Consider the following 20,919-nt stretch of genomic DNA (forward strand, 5'->3'; position numbering starts at 1 on the left):
TGGGATCAAGACAAATATAAAGAATAGATTATAAAATTGGAAGGAAACGTAAAATGACTGCTATTTTAGATATTGTCGGACGTGAAGTTTTAGATAGTCGGGGTAATCCGACAGTTGAAGTTGATGTTGTTTTGGAAGATGGCGCTTTTGGGCGCGCTATGGTGCCATCTGGAGCATCAACAGGCGCACATGAAGCAGTCGAATTGCGTGATGGTGGAACACGTTACCAAGGAAAAGGTGTTGAAAAAGCCGTAGCATCAGTAAATGGTGAAATTCTTGAAGAATTAGGCGGTCGCGATGCGGAAGATCAAATGGCTATTGATCAGGCAATGATTGCTCTTGATGGAACACCGAACAAGGCGCGTCTGGGAGCCAATGCCATTCTAGGTGTTTCATTAGCGGTTGCTCGGGCTGCTTCTGAATCTGCAGGTTTGCCTCTTTATCGATATGTTGGCGGTACGCAAGCACATCTTCTTCCATCGCCGATGATGAATATTATCAACGGTGGTGTTCATGCTGATAATCCGATTGATTTTCAGGAATTCATGATTTTACCTGTTGGTGCGCCAACATTAAAAGAAGCTGTTCGTTACGGTGCAGAAATTTTTCATACTTTAAAAAGTCGATTAAAAAAAGCAGGTCTTAATACCAATGTAGGCGATGAAGGTGGCTTTGCACCAAATTTAAAAAGCGCAGAAAATGCGCTCGATTTTATTATGGAATCTGTCACTGAAGCTGGTTTTAAGCCGGGGCAAGATATTGCTCTTGGTTTAGATTGTGCAGCAAGTGAATTTTATAAAAATGGCGCCTACGTTTATGATGGCGAAGGAAAAACGCGTAATGCCGAGCAACAAGCAGATTATTTGGCGCAATTGTCAAAAAACTATCCAATTTTGAGTATTGAAGATGGTATGGCTGAAGATGATTGGGATGGTTGGAAAATTTTGACAGATAAAATCGGAAAAACATGCCAATTGGTTGGTGATGATTTGTTTGTGACTAATTCATCGCGGTTGCGTGATGGTATTAAAATGGGTGTTGCCAATTCTATATTAATTAAAGTCAACCAAATTGGTACGTTAAGTGAAACGCTCGATGCTGTAGAAACCGCGCATAAGGCAGGTTATACGGCAATTATGTCGCACCGTTCAGGAGAAACGGAAGATTCAACAATTGCAGATTTGGCGGTCGCAACCAATTGTGGTCAGATCAAAACGGGTTCGCTTGCACGCTCTGATCGCTTGGCAAAATATAATCAACTGATTCGTATTGAAGAAGAATTGGGACCTCAAGCACGATATGCTGGTTTATCTGCCTTTCGCATTCAAGGTTAAATTGTTTTTTCATTAAGATTACTTTAGAAGGTTAATTTTATAATTATTAGGAGTATCGTATGAGGGGTATTATCATCAGCTATAATGGAGATAATGGAATTATCTCTGGACAGGATGGAAATCGTTATATTTTCAATCAAAGTGATTGGATTGGAAAACAAAGACCAACTGAGGGTATGAATATTGACTTTGTTGGAAATGATGGAAAGGCAGGTAGTATTCTACCGCTGGAAACTAGCAAAAAACGTTCTAAATTAATTTTAGCAATTGTTTGTTGGTTTTTTGGTTTGTTCGGTGTTCACCGTTTTATGGTTGGTAAAATTGGAACGGGTATATTAATGCTTGTGTTAACTTGCACAGTGATAGGTATGATAATTACTGGTATATGGGTCTTGATTGATTTTATTGTTATTTTGATGGGTAACTTTACGGATAAGCAAGGTAATAGAATCGACGGTGAATCACTTTAATTCAAATATATTGAATATTATTAAAATTATTTTGCATGAAAAAAAACTGGTGAGTTGAAATGCTCGCCAGTTTTTTTAGTTAAGCCTTTATTTAAGATGACTTCCCAATTTAATAAATTAAAAAACGTAATTTTCATATCCGTTCTAATTAATGTCATTCTTATGTTTTGTTAGACTCTTAGTCGATGAATTTTAACCAATTAAGATTTAAAGTAATAAGCTATTAATGAAATTGGTGCATTGTCCAAGTGATTCGGTGAAAGAAAATCATGTGGACCAAACATAAACGTAGATCAATTAAAGGACGTTTTATACTGCCTCTTATGGCGGTTGGCGTATTTTCTTATTTTGGTTACCATATTTATCATGGTGAATATGGGCTTTATTCGCGGGTTAAACTGGAAAGCCATATTGATGATTTGAATGGTGAATTGAAAACCCTTGTTACTGCACGTGAAGCTTTTGAAAAAAAAATATCCTTACTCAGAGATGGGCACATTGAGCGTGATATGTTGGATGAATATGTACGCAAAAATTTGAATCTTTCTACCCCAAATGAGTTGGTTATCATCACAAAACCAAGTGATCAATAAATTAACCAAAATCAAGTTAATTAAATTTAATCCAAAAAAAACAATAAGATAGTAATTTAAAAGCTGCCAATATAAGGCTTGTATCTTTGTTGTGAAAAGATTATTTTAAGGTCATCTTTGATTTAGGGAGTTTGATATGGCAGCACGGGCTAAAAAAACTTCTGCGAAAAATACGCAGATAGCATTATCCAATATCGCCAAGCCACCGAAACCTGCAGATTTTACCAAACAAGAAGAGTTGGAAGTCTATCGTGAGATGCTGTTAATTCGGCGTTTTGAAGAAAAGGCAGGTCAACTTTATGGTATGGGTTTTATTGGTGGCTTTTGTCATCTTTATATTGGTCAAGAAGCTGTTGTAAGTGGTACACTTATGGCTTCAAAAGAAGGTGATCAAATTATTACATCGTATCGTGACCATGGACACATGCTGGCCGCTGGTATGAGTCCAAAAGGTGTGATGGCAGAGTTGACGGGACGCCGTGGTGGCTTTTCAAAAGGTAAAGGCGGTTCAATGCATATGTTCTCCAAAGAGAAAAATTTCTATGGTGGTCATGGCATTGTTGGCGCACAGGTGCCCATTGGTACAGGTTTGGCTTTTTCAAACCAATATTTAGGCAAAGATAATGTCACTCTTGTTTATTTTGGTGACGGTGCGGCCAATCAAGGACAGGTGTATGAAAGCTTTAATATGGCTTCACTTTGGAAATTACCTGTTATTTATATTATTGAAAATAATCAATATGCCATGGGAACATCAGTCTCACGCGCATCAGCAGAAACTGATTTTTCTCGTCGTGGATTATCATTTGAAATTCCCGGTATTATTGTTGATGGCATGGATGTGCGCGCAGTGAAGGCGGCCTCTGATGAGGCGATTGCTTGGGCGCGTGCTGGAAAAGGCCCCATCATTCTTGATATGCAAACGTATCGTTATCGTGGTCATTCCATGTCTGATCCCGCAAAATACAGAAGCAAGGAAGAAGTTCAAAAGATACGTGCGGACCATGATCCGATTGATCAGGTCAAAACGCGCCTTATTGATAAAGCTTGGGCAAGTGAAGATGAGTTGAAAGCAATCGATAAAGATGTTCGGGCAATTGTCGCGGATGCAGCAGAATTTGCGCAGACGGATCCAGAGCCAGATGTTTCTGAGCTTTATACCGATATTTTAGTATAAGAGAGGAAAGCGACTATGTCCGTAGATATTTTAATGCCTGCGCTTTCGCCGACAATGGAAGAAGGCAAACTGTCCAAATGGGTTAAAAAAGAAGGCGATAAAGTTGCCTCAGGCGATGTTTTGGCGGAAATCGAAACCGATAAGGCCACGATGGAAGTTGAAGCTGTAGACCAGGGAACTTTAGGTAAAATATTAATCCCTGAAGGCAGTGAAGCCGTTAAAGTCAATACACCGATTGCGATTTTATTGGAAGAAGGTGAAACGCTTGATGATCTTAATAAAGCGGTCAATCCTTCAAAAACCGCAGCTGAAAAAGAGTCAGAAAAAAAGCCAGCGCCTGAATCGGCAGCGCCAACTGTTGCGGCTCCTCCACCAGCAATTGTTGCTTCTGATCCTGATATACCGGAAGGTACAGAAATGGTGATGACCACTGTGCGTGATGCACTTAATCAAGCACTCGCAGAAGAAATGCGCCGTGATGAAAATGTTTTCTTGATGGGAGAAGAAGTCGCTGAGTATCAAGGTGCGTATAAAATTAGTCAGGGGCTTTTAGAAGAGTTTGGCGCTCGACGTGTTGTTGATACACCAATAACAGAGCATGGCTTTACAGGACTTGGTGTGGGTGCAGCATTTGGTGGACTGCGACCAATTGTTGAATTTATGACATTTAATTTTGCTATGCAGGCAATTGACCAAATTATTAATTCGGCTGCAAAAACGCGTTATATGTCAGGTGGTCAGATGTCTGCACCAATGGTCTTTAGAGGACCAAACGGAGCCGCTGCACGTGTTGGTGCGCAACACTCTCAATGTTATGCAGCATGGTACAGCCATGTTCCTGGTTTGAAAGTTGTTATGCCTTATACTGCAGCCGATGCGAAAGGACTTTTAAAAGCGGCAATTCGTGATGATAATCCCGTTATCTTTCTAGAAAATGAATTGCTTTATGGGCATCAGTTTGAAGTACCAAAATTGGATGATTTCGTATTGCCTATCGGTAAAGCGCGTATTCATAAAGTGGGAAATGATGTCACGCTTGTTGCCTTTGGTATGGGAATGAATTATGCTGTCCAAGCTCTTCCTGAGCTTGAAAAGCTCGGTATTGATGCTGAACTTATTGATTTAAGAACAATTCGTCCAATGGATTTGCCAACAGTCCTTGAATCCGTCAAAAAAACAGGTCGCTTGGTGACAGTTGAAGAAGGGTTTCCTCAATCTTCTGTTGGAACCGAAATTGCAACACGAGTTATGCAACAAGCGTTTGATTATTTAGATGCTCCAATATTAACGATTGCTGGTAAAGACGTTCCAATGCCTTATGCAGCCAATCTTGAAAAATTAGCATTGCCAAATGTTACTGAAGTTGTCGATGCAGTAAAATCAGTTACCTATAAGGCCTAAAGGAGAGGGCATCATGCCGATTAAAATTACCATGCCCGCGCTTTCACCTACAATGGAAGAGGGTAATCTTGCGAAATGGAATGTGAAAGAAGGCGATAAGGTTTCTTCAGGTGATGTGATTGCAGAAATCGAAACCGATAAGGCGACGATGGAAGTTGAATCAATTGATGAGGGGACAGTGGCTAAAATCATTGTTCCTGAAGGAACACAAGGCGTAAAAGTCAATGCTTTGATTGCTATTCTTGCTGAAGAGGGTGAAGACACACAAGAAGCGGTAAAAAAGGCTGAGTCCTCTTCATCTGCTCAACCAACCGAACAACACATAAACGCAGAAACAGAAAATAATGAGCAAAAAACTGTAGAAAGTGTTATGGATAAAAAAGCGGAGACTGCTTCAACGAATGAACGTGCTTTTTCACTGAATCAATTCGAAACCCCCAAAAAATCTGGAGATGGAACAAAACGGGTTTTTGCTTCGCCTTTAGCGCGTCGTTTAGCAAGTCAAAACAGTCTTGATTTAAATACACTTTCTGGTACGGGGCCCCATGGCCGTATTATTAAGCGCGATGTTGATAAAGCGCTCGCAAATGGTTCAACGCAAAAATCGGTTTCCACAGCCGATCAAAACATATCTAATGTTTCAAGTTCAAATGATGAGCAAATTTTAAAACTCTTTCATCAAGATGAATATGAAATTGTGCCACATGATGGTATGCGAAAAACGATTGCCAAACGTTTGGTAGAATCCAAACAAACTGTTCCGCATTTTTACGTAACGATTGATTGTGAACTTGATTCTTTGCTGAAAATGCGTTCGGAACTCAATAACGCGGCACCAATGCAAACGAATGAGCATGGCGAAAAGCCATCTTACCGTTTATCGGTCAACGATTTCATCATAAAAGCGACGGCAATGGCGTTAAAAGCTATTCCTGATGCAAATGTTTCTTGGATGGATAGCGGTATGATAAGGCACAAATATGCTGATGTTGGCGTTGCTGTTTCCATACCAAATGGTCTTATTACACCAATTGTACGACATGCAGATGAAAAGTCACTATCAACCATATCAAATGAAATGAAAGATTTAGCTAAACGTGCTCGCGATCGTAAGTTGAAACCTGATGAATACCAAGGCGGAACGACAGCGGTCTCGAATATGGGCATGTTTGGTGTTAAAGATTTTGCAGCGATTATCAATCCACCACATGCAACAATTTTTGCAATTGGTGCTGGCGAAGAACGCGCCATAGTCAAAAATGGTGCTGTGACAATTGCAACAATGATGTCGGTTACAATTTCAACTGATCATCGAGCTGTTGACGGTGCTTTAGCCGCAGAACTTGCACAAGCGTTCAAAAAATTGATCGAAAATCCGCTGAGTATGTTGGTGTGATATGACCAAAACAATTCTGGCTTATGGAGATTCACTTACATGGGGCGTTAATCCGCTAGGACCTTCGCGTCATGAAAGTGTGAACCGTTGGCCAGTCGTGTTACAAACGCATCTGTCTGAAAAAGTGACTATTATTGCTGAAGGATTACGCGGTCGCACAACAGTCTTTAATGACTATAGTGTTGGCGAAGATCGTCAAGGTGCGCGTATTTTGCCAACACTATTAGCAACACATCAGCCAGTTGACCTTGTTATTATTTTGTTGGGTACCAATGATTTGAAATCATATTTGGGTGGCTCTGCAGCTTCTGCGGCTCAAGGAATGAGACGATTAATTGAAATTGTTCGCACATATCCTTATCTTAATCCAACGCCGCTACCAGAAATTATCATTGTTTCACCACCTCATCTGGTTGAAACGGCTGATCAAAATACAAATCAGCGTTTTATCAATGGGATAAGTGAATCAAAAAAATTAGCTATGTTTTATTCTGATCTATGTGATGAATTGGAGTGTAGTTTTTTTGATGCCGCATCTGTGGCTTATGCCTCGTCAGTTGATGGCATTCATCTTGATGAAACAAATTCTAAAGCTATTGGTAAAGGTCTTGCGCCTATCGTGCGCATGGTTTTGGGTCTTTAGCAATATTATTTCCTAATGGAGGAAAAATTGGTAAACTCTTACGACATTATTGTTATCGGTTCTGGTCCTGGTGGTTATGTAACAGCGATCCGAGCCGCACAACTTGGATTTAAAACAGCAATTGTTGAACGTGAACATCTTGGTGGAATATGCCTTAATTGGGGCTGTATACCAACAAAAGCACTTTTGCGTTCAGCTGAGATCAAACATTTTACTGAACACGCTAAAGATTATGGTTTGAAGTTGAATGGTCGTATTGAAGCCGATGTCAAAGATGTTGTTCAGCGCTCTCGTAGTGTTTCAGCGCGTTTGAATGCAGGTGTCGGCTTTTTGATGAAGAAAAATAAAATTGATATTATTTGGGGTGAAGCAAAATTAACAAAAGCGGCTCAAAATGGTCAAGCTGCTGAATTAAGTGTTTCAAAAACATCAAAACCAGCAAAGCAGCCACAAAATCCAGTTCCGAAAGGTGTGTTAGGTGAGGGACAATATAAAGCCAAGCATATTATCGTTGCAACGGGTGCGCGTCCACGCATTCTTCCTGGAATTGAGCCTGATGGTCAAAAAATTTGGACATATTTTGAAGCTATGGTCCCTCAAACAATGCCGAAATCACTCGTGGTTATGGGATCAGGAGCAATTGGTATAGAATTTGCCTCATTTTATAGGGATATGGGGGCTGAGGTTACAGTTGTTGAAATGATGCCACATATCATGCCAGTGGAGGATATTGAAATTTCAACATTTGCACGCAAACAATTGGAAAAAAAAGGTATTCGCATTTTAACAAATGCTAAAGTTGCGAAAGTTGAAAAAGCAACGGATAGTGTAAGCGTTCATGTTGATATTGATGGAAAAAATGAAAAAATTACAGCACAAAAGTTAATTTCTGCAGTTGGCGTTCAAGGTAATATTGAAAATCTAGGACTTGAAGCATTGGGAGTTCAAACGGTTAAAGGTTGTATCACGATCGATGAATGGAGCCGTACTAATGTTGAAGGAATTTATGCTATTGGTGATGTTGCCGGTCCTCCTATGTTGGCACATAAAGCGGAAGAAGAAGGGGTCATTTGCGTTGAACATATTGCAGGGCTTAAAACTGTGCATCCTCTTGATAAAGGCAAAATTCCAGGCTGCACTTATTGCACACCACAAGTTGCTTCAGTAGGCTTAACAGAAGAAAAAGCAAAAGCTGGGGGGTATGATATTCGTGTTGGTCGTTATTCTTTTGCAGCCAATGGTAAAGCTATTGCTCTTGGGGAAGATCAAGGAATAGTGAAAACTATTTTTGATAAAAAAACAGGGCAATTGCTTGGCGCACATATGGTTGGAGCCGAGGTAACAGAGCTTATTCAAGGTTTTGTTATTGCGATGAATTTAGAAACAACAGAAGAAGATTTGATGCATACAGTTTTCCCACATCCAACGCTTTCAGAAATGATGAAGGAAAGTGTCCTTGATGCTTATGATCAAGTGCTCAATGCATAAGCTTTTTTACAAAGCATGATTTAAATTTTGGCAGTTTAAGCTCCATATAAAGTGGCATAGCGTTTTTGAGGTCTGAAATGGTTACCGTTGTCGATACACTTACAAATAGGCGTCCAAGGCATCCAGAAAAGGCACATCGCCCTGACTCTGTGGTTTTAAAAAAACCCGACTGGATTAGGGTTAAAGCGCCGAATTCACGAACTTATGCCGAAACGCGGGATATTGTTCGCACAAATAAATTGGTGACTGTTTGTGAAGAAGCCGGTTGCCCAAATGTAGGTGAATGTTGGGATCAGCGTCATGCAAGTTTTATGATTTTAGGTGAAATTTGCACACGTGCTTGTGCATTTTGTAATGTTACAACAGGTATTCCATTGCCAATTGATAAAGATGAACCTGAACGTGTAGCTGACGCAGTTGCTCAGATGGGTTTAAAACATGTTGTAATAACCTCTGTTGATCGTGATGATATGCCTGATGGTGGCGCACAACATTTTGCTGATGTCATCCATGCCATTCGTCGTAAATCCCCATTAACCACGGTTGAAATTTTGACACCTGATTTTCGTCATAAGGAAGGAGCGATTGAAACGGTCGTTGCTGCGAAACCTGATGTTTTTAATCACAATCTGGAAACAGTTCCTTCAAAATATTTGAAAGTCCGCCCGGGTGCACGGTATTTTCACTCAATACGCCTGCTGCAACAAGTTAAAGAATTGGATCCAACAATTTTTACCAAGTCAGGAATTATGGTGGGGCTTGGTGAAGAAAGAAATGAAATTTTGCAATTGATGGATGATTTGCGTAGTGCCGACGTTGATTTTATGACGATTGGTCAATATTTACAGCCGACGCGTAAACATCATCCAGTTATTCGTTTTGTGCCGCCAGATGAGTTTGAGTCACTTGCAACTATTGGTAAAACAAAAGGTTTTTTACATATGGCCTCTAGTCCTTTGACACGCTCTTCGCACCATGCGGGGGATGATTTTGCTGCATTGCAAAAGGCTCGTGCAGAAAAAGTCGCAAAAAAAGGTCGCTGATGCCAACATTTACAACGCATCGTTTGGTGCATCATAGCCCTAAGCAAATGTTTGATCTTGTGGCGGATGTAGAAAGTTATCCTGAATTTTTGCCTATGTGTGATGCGTTGATTGTACGTTCACGTAAAGAAGATGGTCAAAAAACACTTTTGATTGCTGATATGACAGTCGGCTATAAAATGATACGAGAAAGTTTCACAACGCAAGTTTTTTTAAATTCTGAAGATTTATCTATTCATGTCAAATATATTGATGGACCATTTCGTTATTTAGAAAATCGTTGGCTTTTCCATGCTAAGGATAACGATCATTCGTCTAACATAGAATTTTTTATCGATTATGAATTTAAAAATCGTATGCTTGGATTAGTTATGGGATCAATGTTTGATATTGCTTTTAGAAAGTTTTCAGAAGCTTTTGAAAAGCGCGCTGATAACATTTATGGAACGATTAGGGAATAAAAAATAATCTTCACAAATATTTAAATATGCATTTATTCTTTAAAATTGATATTCGTCATCTTAAAGTGTAATTTTAATAATATGAAATTAAAAATATTTTACAATCTATTGATAATTTATTTTCTTAAAAAAATAGAGCATATATAAGTTTTATTCGCAAATAAAATCGAGGGCTCGCTCAACTGTCTTTTGACGAATTTTTGCTCGTTCAAGCGTTCCAAAATTTTCTTCTTTATGTCGTGTTCTATGGTTTTTACGCGCCACAGCAAAATGAACAAGTCCAACAGGTTTTCGTGTTTTATCACTTTTAGGCCCAGCAATGCCGGTGACTGCTATTGTAATATCAGCTGTTGAGTGACGAAGCCCCCCTTCTGCCATTGCGATTGCAACTTCGCGAGAAACAGCACCATGTGTTTCAATTAAAATAGGCGAAACTGCAACCAAACGGCTTTTTGCTTCATTAGAATAAGTTATAAAGCCACAGTCGACAACATCAGAAGATCCACTAATATCAGTGAGACTTGCAATAATAAGCCCTGCTGTGCAAGATTCTACAGTCACAAGTCGCATATTTTCATTTCGACAAAAGGCCAGAACTTTCATTGCTTTTTCTTCTGCAATCATAGACATGAAGGTACTTCCCCCGGATAAATAACATTGGCCGTCGCAATAGCTGCGATACCTTCTTTACGACCAATAAATCCTATTTTTTCATTGGTTGTTGCTTTGATTGAAATGCGATCAGCAGATATTCCCAACATCGCCATTAGTGCATTTGTCATCGCTTCACGATGCGGACCGATTTTTGGTTCTTCTGCTATGAGCGTAATATCTATATTAATAATGCGACCATGTGCATGTTTTATCAGATTGACTGCATGTCGAACGAAAACATTAGATGCGACATTTTTCCATTTTTGCTCTGATGGTGGAAAATGGGTTCCAATATCACCGGCGCCTCGAGTTGCCAAAAGAGCATCGGTTAAGGCATGTAGACCGACATCAGCATCGGAATGCCCTTTTAATTGTCGATCATAAGGAATTTTCACGCCACATAATGTGACAGATTCCCCTGACTCAAATGCATGAACATCGTAACCATTTCCTGTTCGAATATCTGGAAAATTTGATGATGTTTCATATGGCAGCACTTTTTCATTCCTTACGCGTTGTTTGGCTCGTATCAAATCTTCTGGCCATGTGATTTTAAAATTATCGCTGTCACCTTGCATGATTTTCACACTAAGACCAGCCCATTCTGCAATTGCTGAGTCATCAGTAAAAGTTAAAAGATTTTCAGTAAAGGCTTTTTCATGTGCTTGTAAAATTGCTTGATAAGGAAACGCTTGTGGTGTTTGTGCGTAAAAAAGATGGTGACGAGAAATCGTTTCGCAAACATAGTTATTTTTGTCACTACGCTTTAATGTATCAGAAACAGGAAGAGCAGGTAAAACACCTCTATCAAAGCTTAATTGATCAATAATATCGTGTAATAAATGATCGTTAATAAAAGGGCGTACGCCATCATGAATAAAAACATAATTTGGATTATGGTCTTTTAAAGCACGCAAGCCATTTAAAGTGGAAACTTGCCGGGTTGCATCTCCATAAACAATTTTTATACGATCAGAAAAATCTTCAAGTTTTTCGTAACATATCTGTTTATCATCGCGATGAATGACAAGAATAATCGTTGAAAAAAGCTTAGATTTTACAAAAGAGCGTAGTGTATGAAAAATTATAGCATGCTTATCAAGCATACGATATTGCTTTGGACCGTCATGGGGCGTGCCGATACGTTCCCCACGTCCTGCCGCTAATATGATGGCTGCAACAGATATAATCGATCCTCGTTTTAATTAACTCGCCAATTGACGAGTGTCTTCATCAACATCTATGCCTAATTGGCGACGTAAATTAGGGCGTTGTAAATCAGCAATTGATGTTGCTGATAAAACATTAAAAAACGCTTTTAGTGCTTTACTTAGTGTGGCATTAAGCCCGCAGGCATCTACCAATGGGCATTCTATCGCATCATTTTCAAAACATTCTGCCATGGCAAAATTATCTTCCGTAATTTTGACGACATCTGCCACAGAAATATCTTCAGCTGGTTTAGCTAGTTTTACACCGCCGTTACGACCACGAACAGTATGCATTAAACCCGCTTCAACAAGTGGATGAAGAATTTTAAACAAAAATAACTCTGATACAGAATAGGCTTTAGCAATTTCAGGTACACGACTAAGTTCACCCGAATTGGCTGCACAGTACATTAACATACGAATAGCGTAATTTGTCTGTTTTGTTAGCCGCATGATTGCCTCTCTTCAATTACTTCGATATTAGAGTTAGTTTAGAACTATTCTGAAATTTGTGGAAGTCTTTTTTTATTTTTTTTGCAGTCATTTAAAAATGACACTGACACAGCATTATGACTTTTTCATGTGATACTCTTCATATACAGATTTCCTTTGTATCATATGCAGTAAAAAAGTAGAAAGTATTATAAATTGCGTCTTATTTGTTCTCTTTTTCTCACATCAATTGTAACATAATTCATAGTGCTTATCATCTTTTGATGAAACGATTTTCATGGGATGTGATAAAAAATTTCAAAGACTTGTTTATAATAGAACTATATCGACAATTCACAGATTTTGTGTTGTATTTTCGCCACAATGTGTTGCCAGTTTACAACGAAATGGACATTGTGGGTTTTATGAAGAATCAACAAAAATACATTCAAGATGAGACTGCGAAGAAAAAAACGGGTGTTTTAACGCTTCGGACATTTCTGGGTGCATTAATTATTGCAATGGCATTACTCACTGCAATTGTAACATTTATTATTTTGCTTGGGTATACATCGGTTGTTCCTAGCACTTATGTGACAATTGTTTTAACGTGTATTAATAGCGTTTGGGTTATTGGCCTTATAGCTGTTACTTTTTATGAAATGAGGCCAATTGTTCGCGCGTGGCGTACGGGACGAGCTGCTTCTCGTTTGCATGTGCGTATTGTTTCTCTTTTTGCTATTGTCGCTACTTTACCAGCTGTTGTGGTGGCGATTATTGCTGGTGTTACCCTTAATCAAGGGCTGGATCGTTGGTTTGATACAACGACAAGGCAAATAGTCAATTCATCGATTGATTTGGCAAATGGATATGCTGATGAAACATTGCAAAATTTAAAAAATTCATCTTATGCAATGGCTTTTGCTTTGGATAATCGACAGTTGTTAACGCTTAATCCAACAGAATATCGACTGCAATTAACACGACATGCCGCTGGTAGAGATTTAAGAGGGGCTTTTTTACTTAGCCCAAATGGAACGATTTATTTGTCAAGTTATCTCGGCGGTGAAGATAAACTCCCAATACCACCTGCAGAATTGATCGCGCAAGCCACGAGCGGCAGTCCATTTACATTTCAGCCCGGTCAACATGATTATTTTGGCGTTATTTTAAAGCTGAATGATATTCCAAATACCTTTCTTTATCTCGTGCGTGATGTTGATGAGCGTGTTTTATCTGCTTTACGTCTCACAGAAGCCAATACAGAACGTTATCGTGATCTTAATGAAAATCGTGTTCCTACTCAAATCGCGTTTTCAGTCTTGTATTTATGTTTGTTTTTAAGTCTTTTACTATCAGCAATTTGGACAGGGATCGCTGTAGCAGATCGTTTGGTGCGTCCGATCAGGCTTCTGATTGGTGCGGCTGATGATGTCGCATCAGGCAATATGGATGTTGTGGTGCCTGTACGTGCTCGCGACGGGGATGTTGGGCAGCTTGGCAAAACGTTTAATTATATGGTCAGCGAATTAAAAAATCAGCGAAATGAATTGATCTCAGCCCGCGATCAGATTGATGAAAGACGTCGCTTTTCAGAAGCCGTTCTTGCTGGTGTAACAGCAGGTGTAGCTGGCATTGACCAAAATGGTGATATTACGGTTATTAATCGCTCTTTTGAAACAATGATAAATATGAGTGTTCAAGATGTTTTGGGAAAAAGTATTTCATCGCTGAGTGTTGATATTGGCCAGGTGTTTGAAGTGGCACGTTCGACAGGTCGACGCAATTATAGTGAACAAGTAACATTTTCTGATCAAGGACGATCGCGTGTTTATAATGTACAAGTCACAATGGAGGGTGATGATGGACAAGGTCAATCATGGGTTATGACGATTGATGATATTACTGATCTCGTTGAAGCGCAAAGGTCATCAGCTTGGGCTGATGTGGCCAGACGCATTGCTCATGAAATTAAAAACCCTTTGACCCCTATACAATTATCGGCAGAAAGAATACGCCGCCGTTACGGTAAAGTTATTACGCAAGATAAAGAAATTTTTGATCAATGTACGGATACAATCATTCGCCAAGTTGGTGATATTGGTCGCATGGTTGATGAATTTTCTTCCTTCGCACGTATGCCCAAGCCTGAAATGCTAAAATTAGATATTCGTGAACCGTTGCGAGAAGCATGTTTTCTTGTTGAAGTTTCACGTCATGACATTAAATTTGAACGTGATCTTGGCGAACATCCGCTTATAGGGGAGTTTGATAGCCGACTTATCGGTCAGGCCTTTGGTAATGTTATTAAAAATGCCAGTGAAGCCATTGATGCTGTCAGTAATGATCGAAAAGAAAAAGGCTATATCTGTGTGCGTTCTTATGATGAATACCAACACTTGATTGTGGAAGTGATGGATAATGGTAAAGGCTTACCTAAGGAACAACGTGAAAAATTATTAGAACCTTATATGACGACGCGTGAAAAGGGGACAGGACTGGGGTTAGCAATTGTGAGAAAAATAGTTGAAGAACATGGTGGTTATATGGAGCTGCATGATGCACCCGTGTCTTTTTATGGTGGTTGTGGCGCAATGATCCGTATGGTTTTTCCTGCAATAAAGTCGTCAAATATTATGAATGACGAATGAAACGACAACAATAGGATAGGTGAATGATATGTCTTCCGATATTTTAATTGTCGATGATGAAGCCGATATTCGTGAATTGGTTGGTGGAATTTTGGAGGACGAAGGTCATGAAACTCGACTTGCCGCGAGCTCTGATGAAGCGCTGTTGCAAATTGAAAATCGTGTCCCGCGTCTTGTTTTTTTGGATATATGGTTGCAAGGCAGTCGGTTAGATGGTTTAGCTTTGCTTGATGAAATAAAAAGTCGTTATCCGCAGCTGCCAATCGTGATGATTTCTGGACATGGTAATATTGAAACTGCTGTGTCTGCGATTAAACGAGGCGCATATGATTTTATTGAAAAACCTTTTAAAGCTGACCGTTTGGTATTGGTAGCAGAAAGAGCACTTGAAAATTCTAAACTTAAGCGGGAAGTTTCTGAATTGCGTAAGCAATCTGTGCAAACACCAGAATTATTGGGATCATCTATCGTGATGAATCAATTGCGCCAAACGATAGAAAGGGTTGCCCCGACCAATAGTCGTATCATGATTACCGGTCCATCAGGTGCTGGAAAAGAGATGACAGCGCGTGCCATTCACATAGCATCAACTCGTTCTAAAGGACCTTTTATTGTGATCAATGCTGCTGCAATCACACCAGAACGTATGGAAATTGAACTTTTTGGCACGGAAATGGATGGCAAAGAGAGAAAAGTTGGAGCGTTGGAAGAAGCGCATGGTGGTATTTTATATATTGATGAAGTGGCAGATATGCCGCGTGAAACTCAAAATAAAATTTTGCGCGTTTTAACAGATCAAACTTTTGAACGTGTGGGAGGAAGTAAAAGAGTAAAAGTTGATGTACGTGTAATTTCTTCAACAGCGCAAAATTTGGAAGGTTTGATTGCAGAAGGTCGTTTTCGCGAAGATCTGTTTCACCGCTTGTCTGTTGTACCTCTTTCAGTGCCTCCTTTGTCACGTCATCGTGAAGATATTCCTGAACTTGTACGCTATTTTATTCAACAAATATCTCAGCAAGCAGGTATTAAGCCGCGTGAGATTGCTGATGATGCTATGGCTGTTTTACAAGCGCATAATTGGCCAGGTAATGTTCGCCAATTAAGAAATAATATTGAACGTTTGCTGATTTTAGCCCGTGGTTCTGAGAGTGACGGTCCAATTACAACAGAATTATTACCTGCCGAAGTTGGTGATACATTGCCACGTGCGCCCACAGATTCCGATCAACATATTATGGCGCTACCTTTACGCGAAGCGCGAGAATTATTTGAAAAAGAATATCTTATTGCTCAAATAGATCGCTTTGGCGGCAATGTATCACGTACCGCAGAATTTGTTGGTATGGAACGATCGGCTCTTCATCGTAAACTTAAATCTTTAGGAGTTTCGTGATTTATGAAGGTCATTATCAGCGGTGCAGGTCAAGTAGGGTATGGAATAGCTGAACGTTTGGCACGTGAAAAGCATGACGTCACAGTCATAGATCTTGAACAAAAACTGATAGAAAATATACAAAACACACTCGATGTGCGTGGACTTGTAGGACATGGCGCACAACCAGAAATTTTGCGTGCGGCTGGAGCCGATGAAGCGGATATGCTTGTGGCTGTAACACTTTATGATGAAGTCAATATGGTCGCATGTCAGGTTGCGCACTCTCTTTTCAATATTCCAGTAAAAATGGCACGTATTCGTGATCAATCTTATCTTGACCCAAAATATCAAAACCTTTTTGCGCGTGAAAATATACCAATTGACGTGATCATCTCTCCAGAAATTGAAGTCGCTAAGATGATTTTACGGCGCATTGCCTTGCCAGGAGCTATTGATGTTCTTTATTTAGGAAATGATGATATTGTAGCATTGGCAGTAGAATGTATGGAAAATTGCCCTGTTATCAATACACCTCTTAGACAATTGTCAGAACTTTTTCCCGATTTGCAAACAACAGTTGTGGGGATTAAAAGAGGCGAAGATCTTTTGATTGCACATGGTGATACGACATTAGACGTGGGTGATGTCACATATCTCATTGCAGGACGCGGTCAGGTTCGTCGTGCATTAGGACTTTTTGGACATGATGAGCAAGAAGCCAATAGAATTATTATTGCAGGCGGAGGCCATATTGGGCTTTATGTTGCAAAAGCTATGGAAAAGCGTTCTTATAAAACGCGGCTACGTCTTATCGAAAGTGATAAAGAACGCGCTTCAATAATTAGTGATCAACTTATAAAAACCCCCGTTTTAAACGGCAGTGCGTTAGATGCATCTATTTTGCATGAAGCAGGCATTGAGCGTGCTGATTTAATGGTAAGTGTTACCAATCAAGACCAAGTTAATATATTAAGCGCAATCATGGCAAAGCGTTTAGGGTGTTTTTCCAATATGGCTTTGATTAATAATCCTGCTTATCAAGAGTTTAATCGTGCTGTTGGGGTTGATACTCATATAAATCCACGTAATGTTACGATTTCGAAAGTTTTACAACAAATGCGTCGTGGTCGTATTCGCTCAGTTTATTCTGTTTTAAATGGCGAAGCTGAGATTATTGAGGCAGAAGCTATGCAAACATCGTCATTGGTTGGAAAACCTTTGTCACAGCTTAATCTTCCTGATGGATTACGTATTGGTGCGATATATCGCAATGGGGCGATTGTGCAACCATTGTCAAATACGCGTATTTTGTCAGGTGATCGCGTTGTAATTTTTGCGCTTGCAGATACAGTAAAAGATGTGGAACAGTTATTTCGAGTAAGTTTGGATTATTTTTGAGGGGTTGAATGGATATTTGTACTTTCTGGTATGGAGATCGGTTGCGTTCGGTTGATTGGTATTGTCTTTCCTCGATGGTTAAAACAGGGCAAAAAGTGAAACTTTATAGCCATGGATCTATTGAAAATGTGCCTAAAGGTGTTGAACTTATAGATGCTGAACCTATATTACCCTTAGAAATTTTATATAGGCTTGATCCTGAATTTCCAAATTTTAAGCCCAATCGAACAATTGTTCAATTTTCTGATTTTTTTCGTGTCATGTTGATGAAACATCAGGCTGGTGTGTGGTTGGATACGGATGTCTATTTGGTGAAACAATTTCATCCTCAAGAAGACGAGGTTTGGCTTGCACGAGAAAATCGTCAGCGTGTTGGCGTATCAGCGCTTTATTTTCCAAAAGATAATCCAATTATAAAAGAATTTGAAGATTATTTAAAAAGTGATGAGATGGTGCCCAACTGGCTTGGTTTTCGTCGGCGTGTGTGGCTGCCTTTTTTACTCAGATGGAAAAAACTTCCCGTTGTGCCGGGGCGTTTGGGAATAACTGTATTTGGAAATGATGGCATATCACGATTAGCAAAGCGGCATGGTTTTTTCCAGAAAGCAAAGGAAAAAAAGACGTTTTATTATTGGACAGGACGTGATGCTGAGCGCATATTTGATCCATCTTACGGTTTGGAACCATTGAATGATTCTCAATTTATCGGATTTCATGTTCATAAAAAAGCCAAAACAGAACAGGTTGCTCAAGAGGGGAGTTTTTACTTCTGGGCGAAAAAGCAAATTGACCATATGAGTGAATAATTAATAATATTTGCATAAAAATTTCGTGTTGAGCAAAACAAAATAAGTTTCGTGCCTTAAAATAATACAAACCATTTATAAAAATGAATTATTTTCATAAATTTGAAAGGTGTTTATTGGCATAAAATGTTTGAGACTTGCGAAAGATAGGATTGATATCCTATTTATTAGATTGCCATTTGGCTAAGATTATCGATTCGAACAATTATGGAAGTGAAAAATGAGTGATCCAATGAAAACGGCCTTAAGTCTTGTGCCCATGGTTGTCGAACAGACCAATCGCGGGGAACGCGCATATGATATTTTTTCGCGTCTTCTAAAAGAACGTATTATTTTTATCAACGGTCCTGTTGAAGACAATATGGCGATGCTTGTTTGTGCGCAGCTTTTATTTTTGGAAGCTGAAAATCCAACAAAGGAAATTAGTCTTTATATTAATTCACCAGGTGGCGTTGTGACGTCTGGTATGGCAATTTATGACACAATGCAATTCATTCGCCCTGCGGTTTCTACGCTTTGCATGGGGCAGGCAGCATCTATGGGGTCTTTGCTATTGACTGCTGGTGCAAAAGGTCATCGTTTTGCTTTACCTAATGCACGTATTATGGTGCATCAACCTTCAGGTGGTTTTCAAGGTCAGGCATCAGATATTGAGCGCCATGCACAAGACATTATTAAAATGAAACGCCGTCTGAATGAAATTTATGTTCAACATACAGGTCAAAAATATGAAACGATTGAAGCAACGCTGGATCGTGATCATTTTATGACTGCTGAAGAATCAAAAGCTTTTGGTCTTATTGATGATGTTGTGCAATATCGTACTGAAGCTGAAGGTGATAAAAAGGACTAGTTTTTAAAAAACAAAAGGGCTTATTTAAAATTGCTTTTGTTCTGTGAAAGAATACTTATTGGATCGTTTGGTCATCGACTTTAAAAATGTCACGCAAAACAAGAAAAATGAACAAATTTATTGATGTGTAGATGCTTTTGTGTATGTTTTTAAGATTGGGTAAAGTTGGAAATAACTTCTAGGAAAGTTATACGTCGCGTATATGCGGATGAAAGGAAGTGGAAATGAGCAAGATTGGGAGTAATGGTGGCGATTCAAAAAACACGCTTTATTGCTCATTTTGCGGCAAAAGCCAACATGAGGTGCGTAAACTTATTGCAGGGCCAACGGTTTTTATCTGTGATGAATGCGTTGAGCTTTGCATGGATATCATTCGGGAAGAAAATAAATCATCAAATGTAAAAGCGCGTGATGGCGTTCCCACTCCGCAAGAAATTATAACAGTCTTGGATGATTATGTGGTTGGACAAACACATGCAAAGCGGGTGCTTTCAGTGGCAGTTCATAATCACTATAAACGTTTGGCGCATCAGTCGAGCAGTGATGATATTGAATTATCAAAGTCGAATATTTTGCTAGTTGGTCCAACGGGTTGCGGTAAAACATATTTGGCACAAACTTTGGCACGAATTATTGATGTTCCTTTCACTATGGCCGATGCAACAACTTTGACTGAAGCTGGTTATGTCGGTGAAGATGTCGAAAATATCATTTTGAAACTTCTTCAATCTGCAGATTATAATGTTGAGCGTGCTCAACGCGGCATCGTTTATATTGATGAGGTTGATAAAATTTCTCGTAAATCTGACAATCCTTCTATTACACGCGATGTATCGGGTGAAGGTGTTCAACAAGCTTTGTTGAAAATTATGGAAGGAACGGTTGCATCGGTGCCACCTCAAGGGGGGCGTAAACATCCGCAGCAGGAATTTTTGCAAGTCGATACGACAAATATATTGTTTATATGTGGTGGTGCCTTTGCTGGACTTGAGCGGATTATTTCAGCTCGAGGTGAAAAAACATCTATCGGTTTTGGTGCGACTGTTAAAGCTGTTGATGAGCGCCGTATTGGTGAAATTTTTCATGATTTGGAACCAGAGGATCTTTTAAAATTTGGTCTTATCCCTGAATTTGTTGGACGTTTACCTGTTATAGCAACTCTAGAAGATCTGGATATTGATGCTTTAGTGCGTATTTTGTCGCAACCTAAAAATGCTTTAGTGAAACAATATCAACGTTTGTTTGAAATGGAAAATGTCACATTAACGTTTCACGATGATGCGTTGCGCGCTATTGCCAATAAGGCCATTGAACGTAAAACAGGTGCGCGGGGTTTACGTTCGATAATGGAGAAAATTCTGCTTGATACAATGTTTGAACTTCCTACTTTAGAAGGGGTGCAAGAAGTCGTTATTTCTAGCGATGTTGTCAATGAAAAAGCTCGCCCTTTATATATTTATTCCGAAAGGTCGGAAGAAAAAGAAAATGCTTCTGCATAAAACTATTGTTTAAAGAGTAAATAAAAATTTGCTC

At 39.4% G+C, this 20,919-nt stretch carries 19 protein-coding genes; 16 read left to right on the forward strand and 3 right to left on the reverse strand.

Annotated elements, in window-relative coordinates:
• Positions 1 to 53: 53 nt before the first annotated feature.
• From eno to ME5_RS05685, 10 genes are all read left to right on the forward strand, one after another.
• On the forward strand, positions 54 to 1,334 hold the full coding sequence (gene eno, locus ME5_RS05640) for a phosphopyruvate hydratase (RefSeq protein ID WP_008039228.1): 1,281 nt from the start codon (positions 54 to 56) through the stop codon (positions 1,332 to 1,334).
• Positions 1,335 to 1,393: 59 nt separating this feature from the next.
• Positions 1,394 to 1,804 (forward strand): TM2 domain-containing protein, encoded by a 411-nt coding sequence (locus ME5_RS05645; protein WP_008039229.1) that lies wholly within the window; start codon positions 1,394 to 1,396, stop codon positions 1,802 to 1,804.
• A gap of 269 nt (positions 1,805 to 2,073) precedes the next feature.
• Complete coding sequence (locus ME5_RS05650; protein WP_008039230.1) at positions 2,074 to 2,397, forward strand: FtsB family cell division protein; 324 nt, start codon at positions 2,074 to 2,076, stop codon at positions 2,395 to 2,397.
• 136 nt (positions 2,398 to 2,533) lie between these two features.
• The gene (gene pdhA, locus ME5_RS05655) at positions 2,534 to 3,574 is read left to right on the forward strand and encodes a pyruvate dehydrogenase (acetyl-transferring) E1 component subunit alpha (RefSeq protein WP_008039231.1); all 1,041 of its coding nucleotides are present in this window, start codon (positions 2,534 to 2,536) and stop codon (positions 3,572 to 3,574) included.
• A gap of 15 nt (positions 3,575 to 3,589) precedes the next feature.
• Positions 3,590 to 4,975, forward strand: coding sequence for a pyruvate dehydrogenase complex E1 component subunit beta (locus ME5_RS05660; RefSeq protein WP_008039232.1), 1,386 nt, complete (start codon positions 3,590 to 3,592; stop codon positions 4,973 to 4,975).
• 13 nt (positions 4,976 to 4,988) lie between these two features.
• Positions 4,989 to 6,371 (forward strand): pyruvate dehydrogenase complex dihydrolipoamide acetyltransferase, encoded by a 1,383-nt coding sequence (locus tag ME5_RS05665; protein WP_008039233.1) that lies wholly within the window; start codon positions 4,989 to 4,991, stop codon positions 6,369 to 6,371.
• Between the two features lies 1 nt (position 6,372).
• Entirely contained in the window at positions 6,373 to 7,014 is a 642-nt protein-coding gene (locus ME5_RS05670; RefSeq protein ID WP_008039234.1) for an SGNH/GDSL hydrolase family protein, read from the forward strand.
• 15 nt (positions 7,015 to 7,029) lie between these two features.
• Positions 7,030 to 8,502 (forward strand): dihydrolipoyl dehydrogenase, encoded by a 1,473-nt coding sequence (gene lpdA / locus ME5_RS05675; RefSeq protein WP_425338863.1) that lies wholly within the window; start codon positions 7,030 to 7,032, stop codon positions 8,500 to 8,502.
• 77 nt (positions 8,503 to 8,579) lie between these two features.
• The gene (gene lipA / locus ME5_RS05680; protein ID WP_008039240.1) at positions 8,580 to 9,545 is read left to right on the forward strand and encodes a lipoyl synthase; all 966 of its coding nucleotides are present in this window, start codon (positions 8,580 to 8,582) and stop codon (positions 9,543 to 9,545) included.
• Positions 9,545 to 10,006, forward strand: coding sequence for a type II toxin-antitoxin system RatA family toxin (locus ME5_RS05685; RefSeq protein WP_008039241.1), 462 nt, complete (start codon positions 9,545 to 9,547; stop codon positions 10,004 to 10,006). The genes lipA and ME5_RS05685 overlap by 1 nt, the downstream gene beginning before the upstream one ends.
• Before the next feature lie 150 nt (positions 10,007 to 10,156).
• Here the strand turns inward: ME5_RS05685 and ME5_RS05690 are convergent, their stop codons facing one another.
• The 3 genes from ME5_RS05690 to rirA are packed head-to-tail and all read right to left on the reverse strand — an operon-like array spanning position 10,157 to position 12,324.
• Positions 10,157 to 10,636, reverse strand: coding sequence for a CinA family protein (locus ME5_RS05690; RefSeq protein ID WP_008039242.1), 480 nt, complete (start codon positions 10,634 to 10,636; stop codon positions 10,157 to 10,159).
• Positions 10,627 to 11,850, reverse strand: a complete 1,224-nt coding sequence (locus tag ME5_RS05695; RefSeq protein ID WP_245256549.1) for a bifunctional 2-C-methyl-D-erythritol 4-phosphate cytidylyltransferase/2-C-methyl-D-erythritol 2,4-cyclodiphosphate synthase — start codon at positions 11,848 to 11,850, stop codon at positions 10,627 to 10,629. The genes ME5_RS05690 and ME5_RS05695 overlap by 10 nt, the downstream gene beginning before the upstream one ends.
• Before the next feature lie 15 nt (positions 11,851 to 11,865).
• Positions 11,866 to 12,324: an iron-responsive transcriptional regulator RirA gene (rirA, locus tag ME5_RS05700; protein ID WP_008039244.1), complete on the reverse strand. Its 459-nt coding sequence runs from the start codon at positions 12,322 to 12,324 to the stop codon at positions 11,866 to 11,868.
• Positions 12,325 to 12,587: 263 nt separating this feature from the next.
• Between rirA and ME5_RS05705 the strand changes: the two genes are divergently transcribed.
• The 6 genes from ME5_RS05705 (at position 12,588) to clpX (ending at position 20,885) form a co-directional block, all read left to right on the forward strand.
• Positions 12,588 to 14,954: a sensor histidine kinase NtrY-like gene (locus ME5_RS05705; RefSeq protein ID WP_008039245.1), complete on the forward strand. Its 2,367-nt coding sequence runs from the start codon at positions 12,588 to 12,590 to the stop codon at positions 14,952 to 14,954.
• Between the two features lie 28 nt (positions 14,955 to 14,982).
• A complete protein-coding gene (ntrX, locus tag ME5_RS05710) occupies positions 14,983 to 16,347 on the forward strand; it encodes a nitrogen assimilation response regulator NtrX (RefSeq protein WP_008039246.1) in 1,365 nt (454 codons plus the stop codon).
• 3 nt (positions 16,348 to 16,350) lie between these two features.
• Positions 16,351 to 17,727 carry a Trk system potassium transporter TrkA gene (gene trkA, locus ME5_RS05715; RefSeq protein WP_008039247.1) on the forward strand — a complete coding sequence of 459 codons (1,377 nt, stop codon included), beginning with the start codon at positions 16,351 to 16,353 and terminating at the stop codon, positions 17,725 to 17,727.
• Between the two features lie 8 nt (positions 17,728 to 17,735).
• Positions 17,736 to 18,533, forward strand: coding sequence for a glycosyltransferase (locus ME5_RS05720; RefSeq protein WP_008039248.1), 798 nt, complete (start codon positions 17,736 to 17,738; stop codon positions 18,531 to 18,533).
• A 220-nt stretch (positions 18,534 to 18,753) separates the two neighbouring features.
• Entirely contained in the window at positions 18,754 to 19,386 is a 633-nt protein-coding gene (gene clpP, locus ME5_RS05725) for an ATP-dependent Clp endopeptidase proteolytic subunit ClpP (protein WP_008039249.1), read from the forward strand.
• A 224-nt stretch (positions 19,387 to 19,610) separates the two neighbouring features.
• The gene (gene clpX, locus ME5_RS05730) at positions 19,611 to 20,885 is read left to right on the forward strand and encodes an ATP-dependent Clp protease ATP-binding subunit ClpX (protein WP_008039250.1); all 1,275 of its coding nucleotides are present in this window, start codon (positions 19,611 to 19,613) and stop codon (positions 20,883 to 20,885) included.
• Positions 20,886 to 20,919 lie beyond the last annotated feature (34 nt).

Origin of the sequence: Bartonella tamiae Th239 (genome assembly GCF_000278275.1) — a bacterium.
GTDB classification, from domain to species: Bacteria; Pseudomonadota; Alphaproteobacteria; order Rhizobiales; family Rhizobiaceae; genus Bartonella; species Bartonella tamiae.

Bases quoted from the DNA above. Each gene is read 5' to 3' on its own strand.
- ME5_RS05650 (WP_008039230.1), top strand. From the start codon at position 2,074: ATGTGGACCAAACATAAACGTAGATCAATTAAAGGACGTTTTATACTG.
- ME5_RS05645 (WP_008039229.1), top strand. From the start codon at position 1,394: ATGAGGGGTATTATCATCAGCTATAATGGAGATAATGGAATTATCTCT.
- lipA (WP_008039240.1), top strand. From the start codon at position 8,580: ATGGTTACCGTTGTCGATACACTTACAAATAGGCGTCCAAGGCATCCA.
- clpP (WP_008039249.1), top strand. From the start codon at position 18,754: ATGAGTGATCCAATGAAAACGGCCTTAAGTCTTGTGCCCATGGTTGTC.
- clpX (WP_008039250.1), top strand. From the start codon at position 19,611: ATGAGCAAGATTGGGAGTAATGGTGGCGATTCAAAAAACACGCTTTAT.
- ME5_RS05665 (WP_008039233.1), top strand. From the start codon at position 4,989: ATGCCGATTAAAATTACCATGCCCGCGCTTTCACCTACAATGGAAGAG.
- ME5_RS05660 (WP_008039232.1), top strand. From the start codon at position 3,590: ATGTCCGTAGATATTTTAATGCCTGCGCTTTCGCCGACAATGGAAGAA.
- ME5_RS05670 (WP_008039234.1), top strand. From the start codon at position 6,373: ATGACCAAAACAATTCTGGCTTATGGAGATTCACTTACATGGGGCGTT.
- ME5_RS05720 (WP_008039248.1), top strand. From the start codon at position 17,736: ATGGATATTTGTACTTTCTGGTATGGAGATCGGTTGCGTTCGGTTGAT.
- pdhA (WP_008039231.1), top strand. From the start codon at position 2,534: ATGGCAGCACGGGCTAAAAAAACTTCTGCGAAAAATACGCAGATAGCA.
- ME5_RS05705 (WP_008039245.1), top strand. From the start codon at position 12,588: ATGAAACGATTTTCATGGGATGTGATAAAAAATTTCAAAGACTTGTTT.
- ME5_RS05690 (WP_008039242.1), bottom strand. From the start codon at position 10,636: ATGTCTATGATTGCAGAAGAAAAAGCAATGAAAGTTCTGGCCTTTTGT.
- ME5_RS05685 (WP_008039241.1), top strand. From the start codon at position 9,545: ATGCCAACATTTACAACGCATCGTTTGGTGCATCATAGCCCTAAGCAA.
- rirA (WP_008039244.1), bottom strand. From the start codon at position 12,324: ATGCGGCTAACAAAACAGACAAATTACGCTATTCGTATGTTAATGTAC.
- trkA (WP_008039247.1), top strand. From the start codon at position 16,351: ATGAAGGTCATTATCAGCGGTGCAGGTCAAGTAGGGTATGGAATAGCT.
- lpdA (WP_425338863.1), top strand. From the start codon at position 7,030: ATGGAGGAAAAATTGGTAAACTCTTACGACATTATTGTTATCGGTTCT.
- ntrX (WP_008039246.1), top strand. From the start codon at position 14,983: ATGTCTTCCGATATTTTAATTGTCGATGATGAAGCCGATATTCGTGAA.
- eno (WP_008039228.1), top strand. From the start codon at position 54: ATGACTGCTATTTTAGATATTGTCGGACGTGAAGTTTTAGATAGTCGG.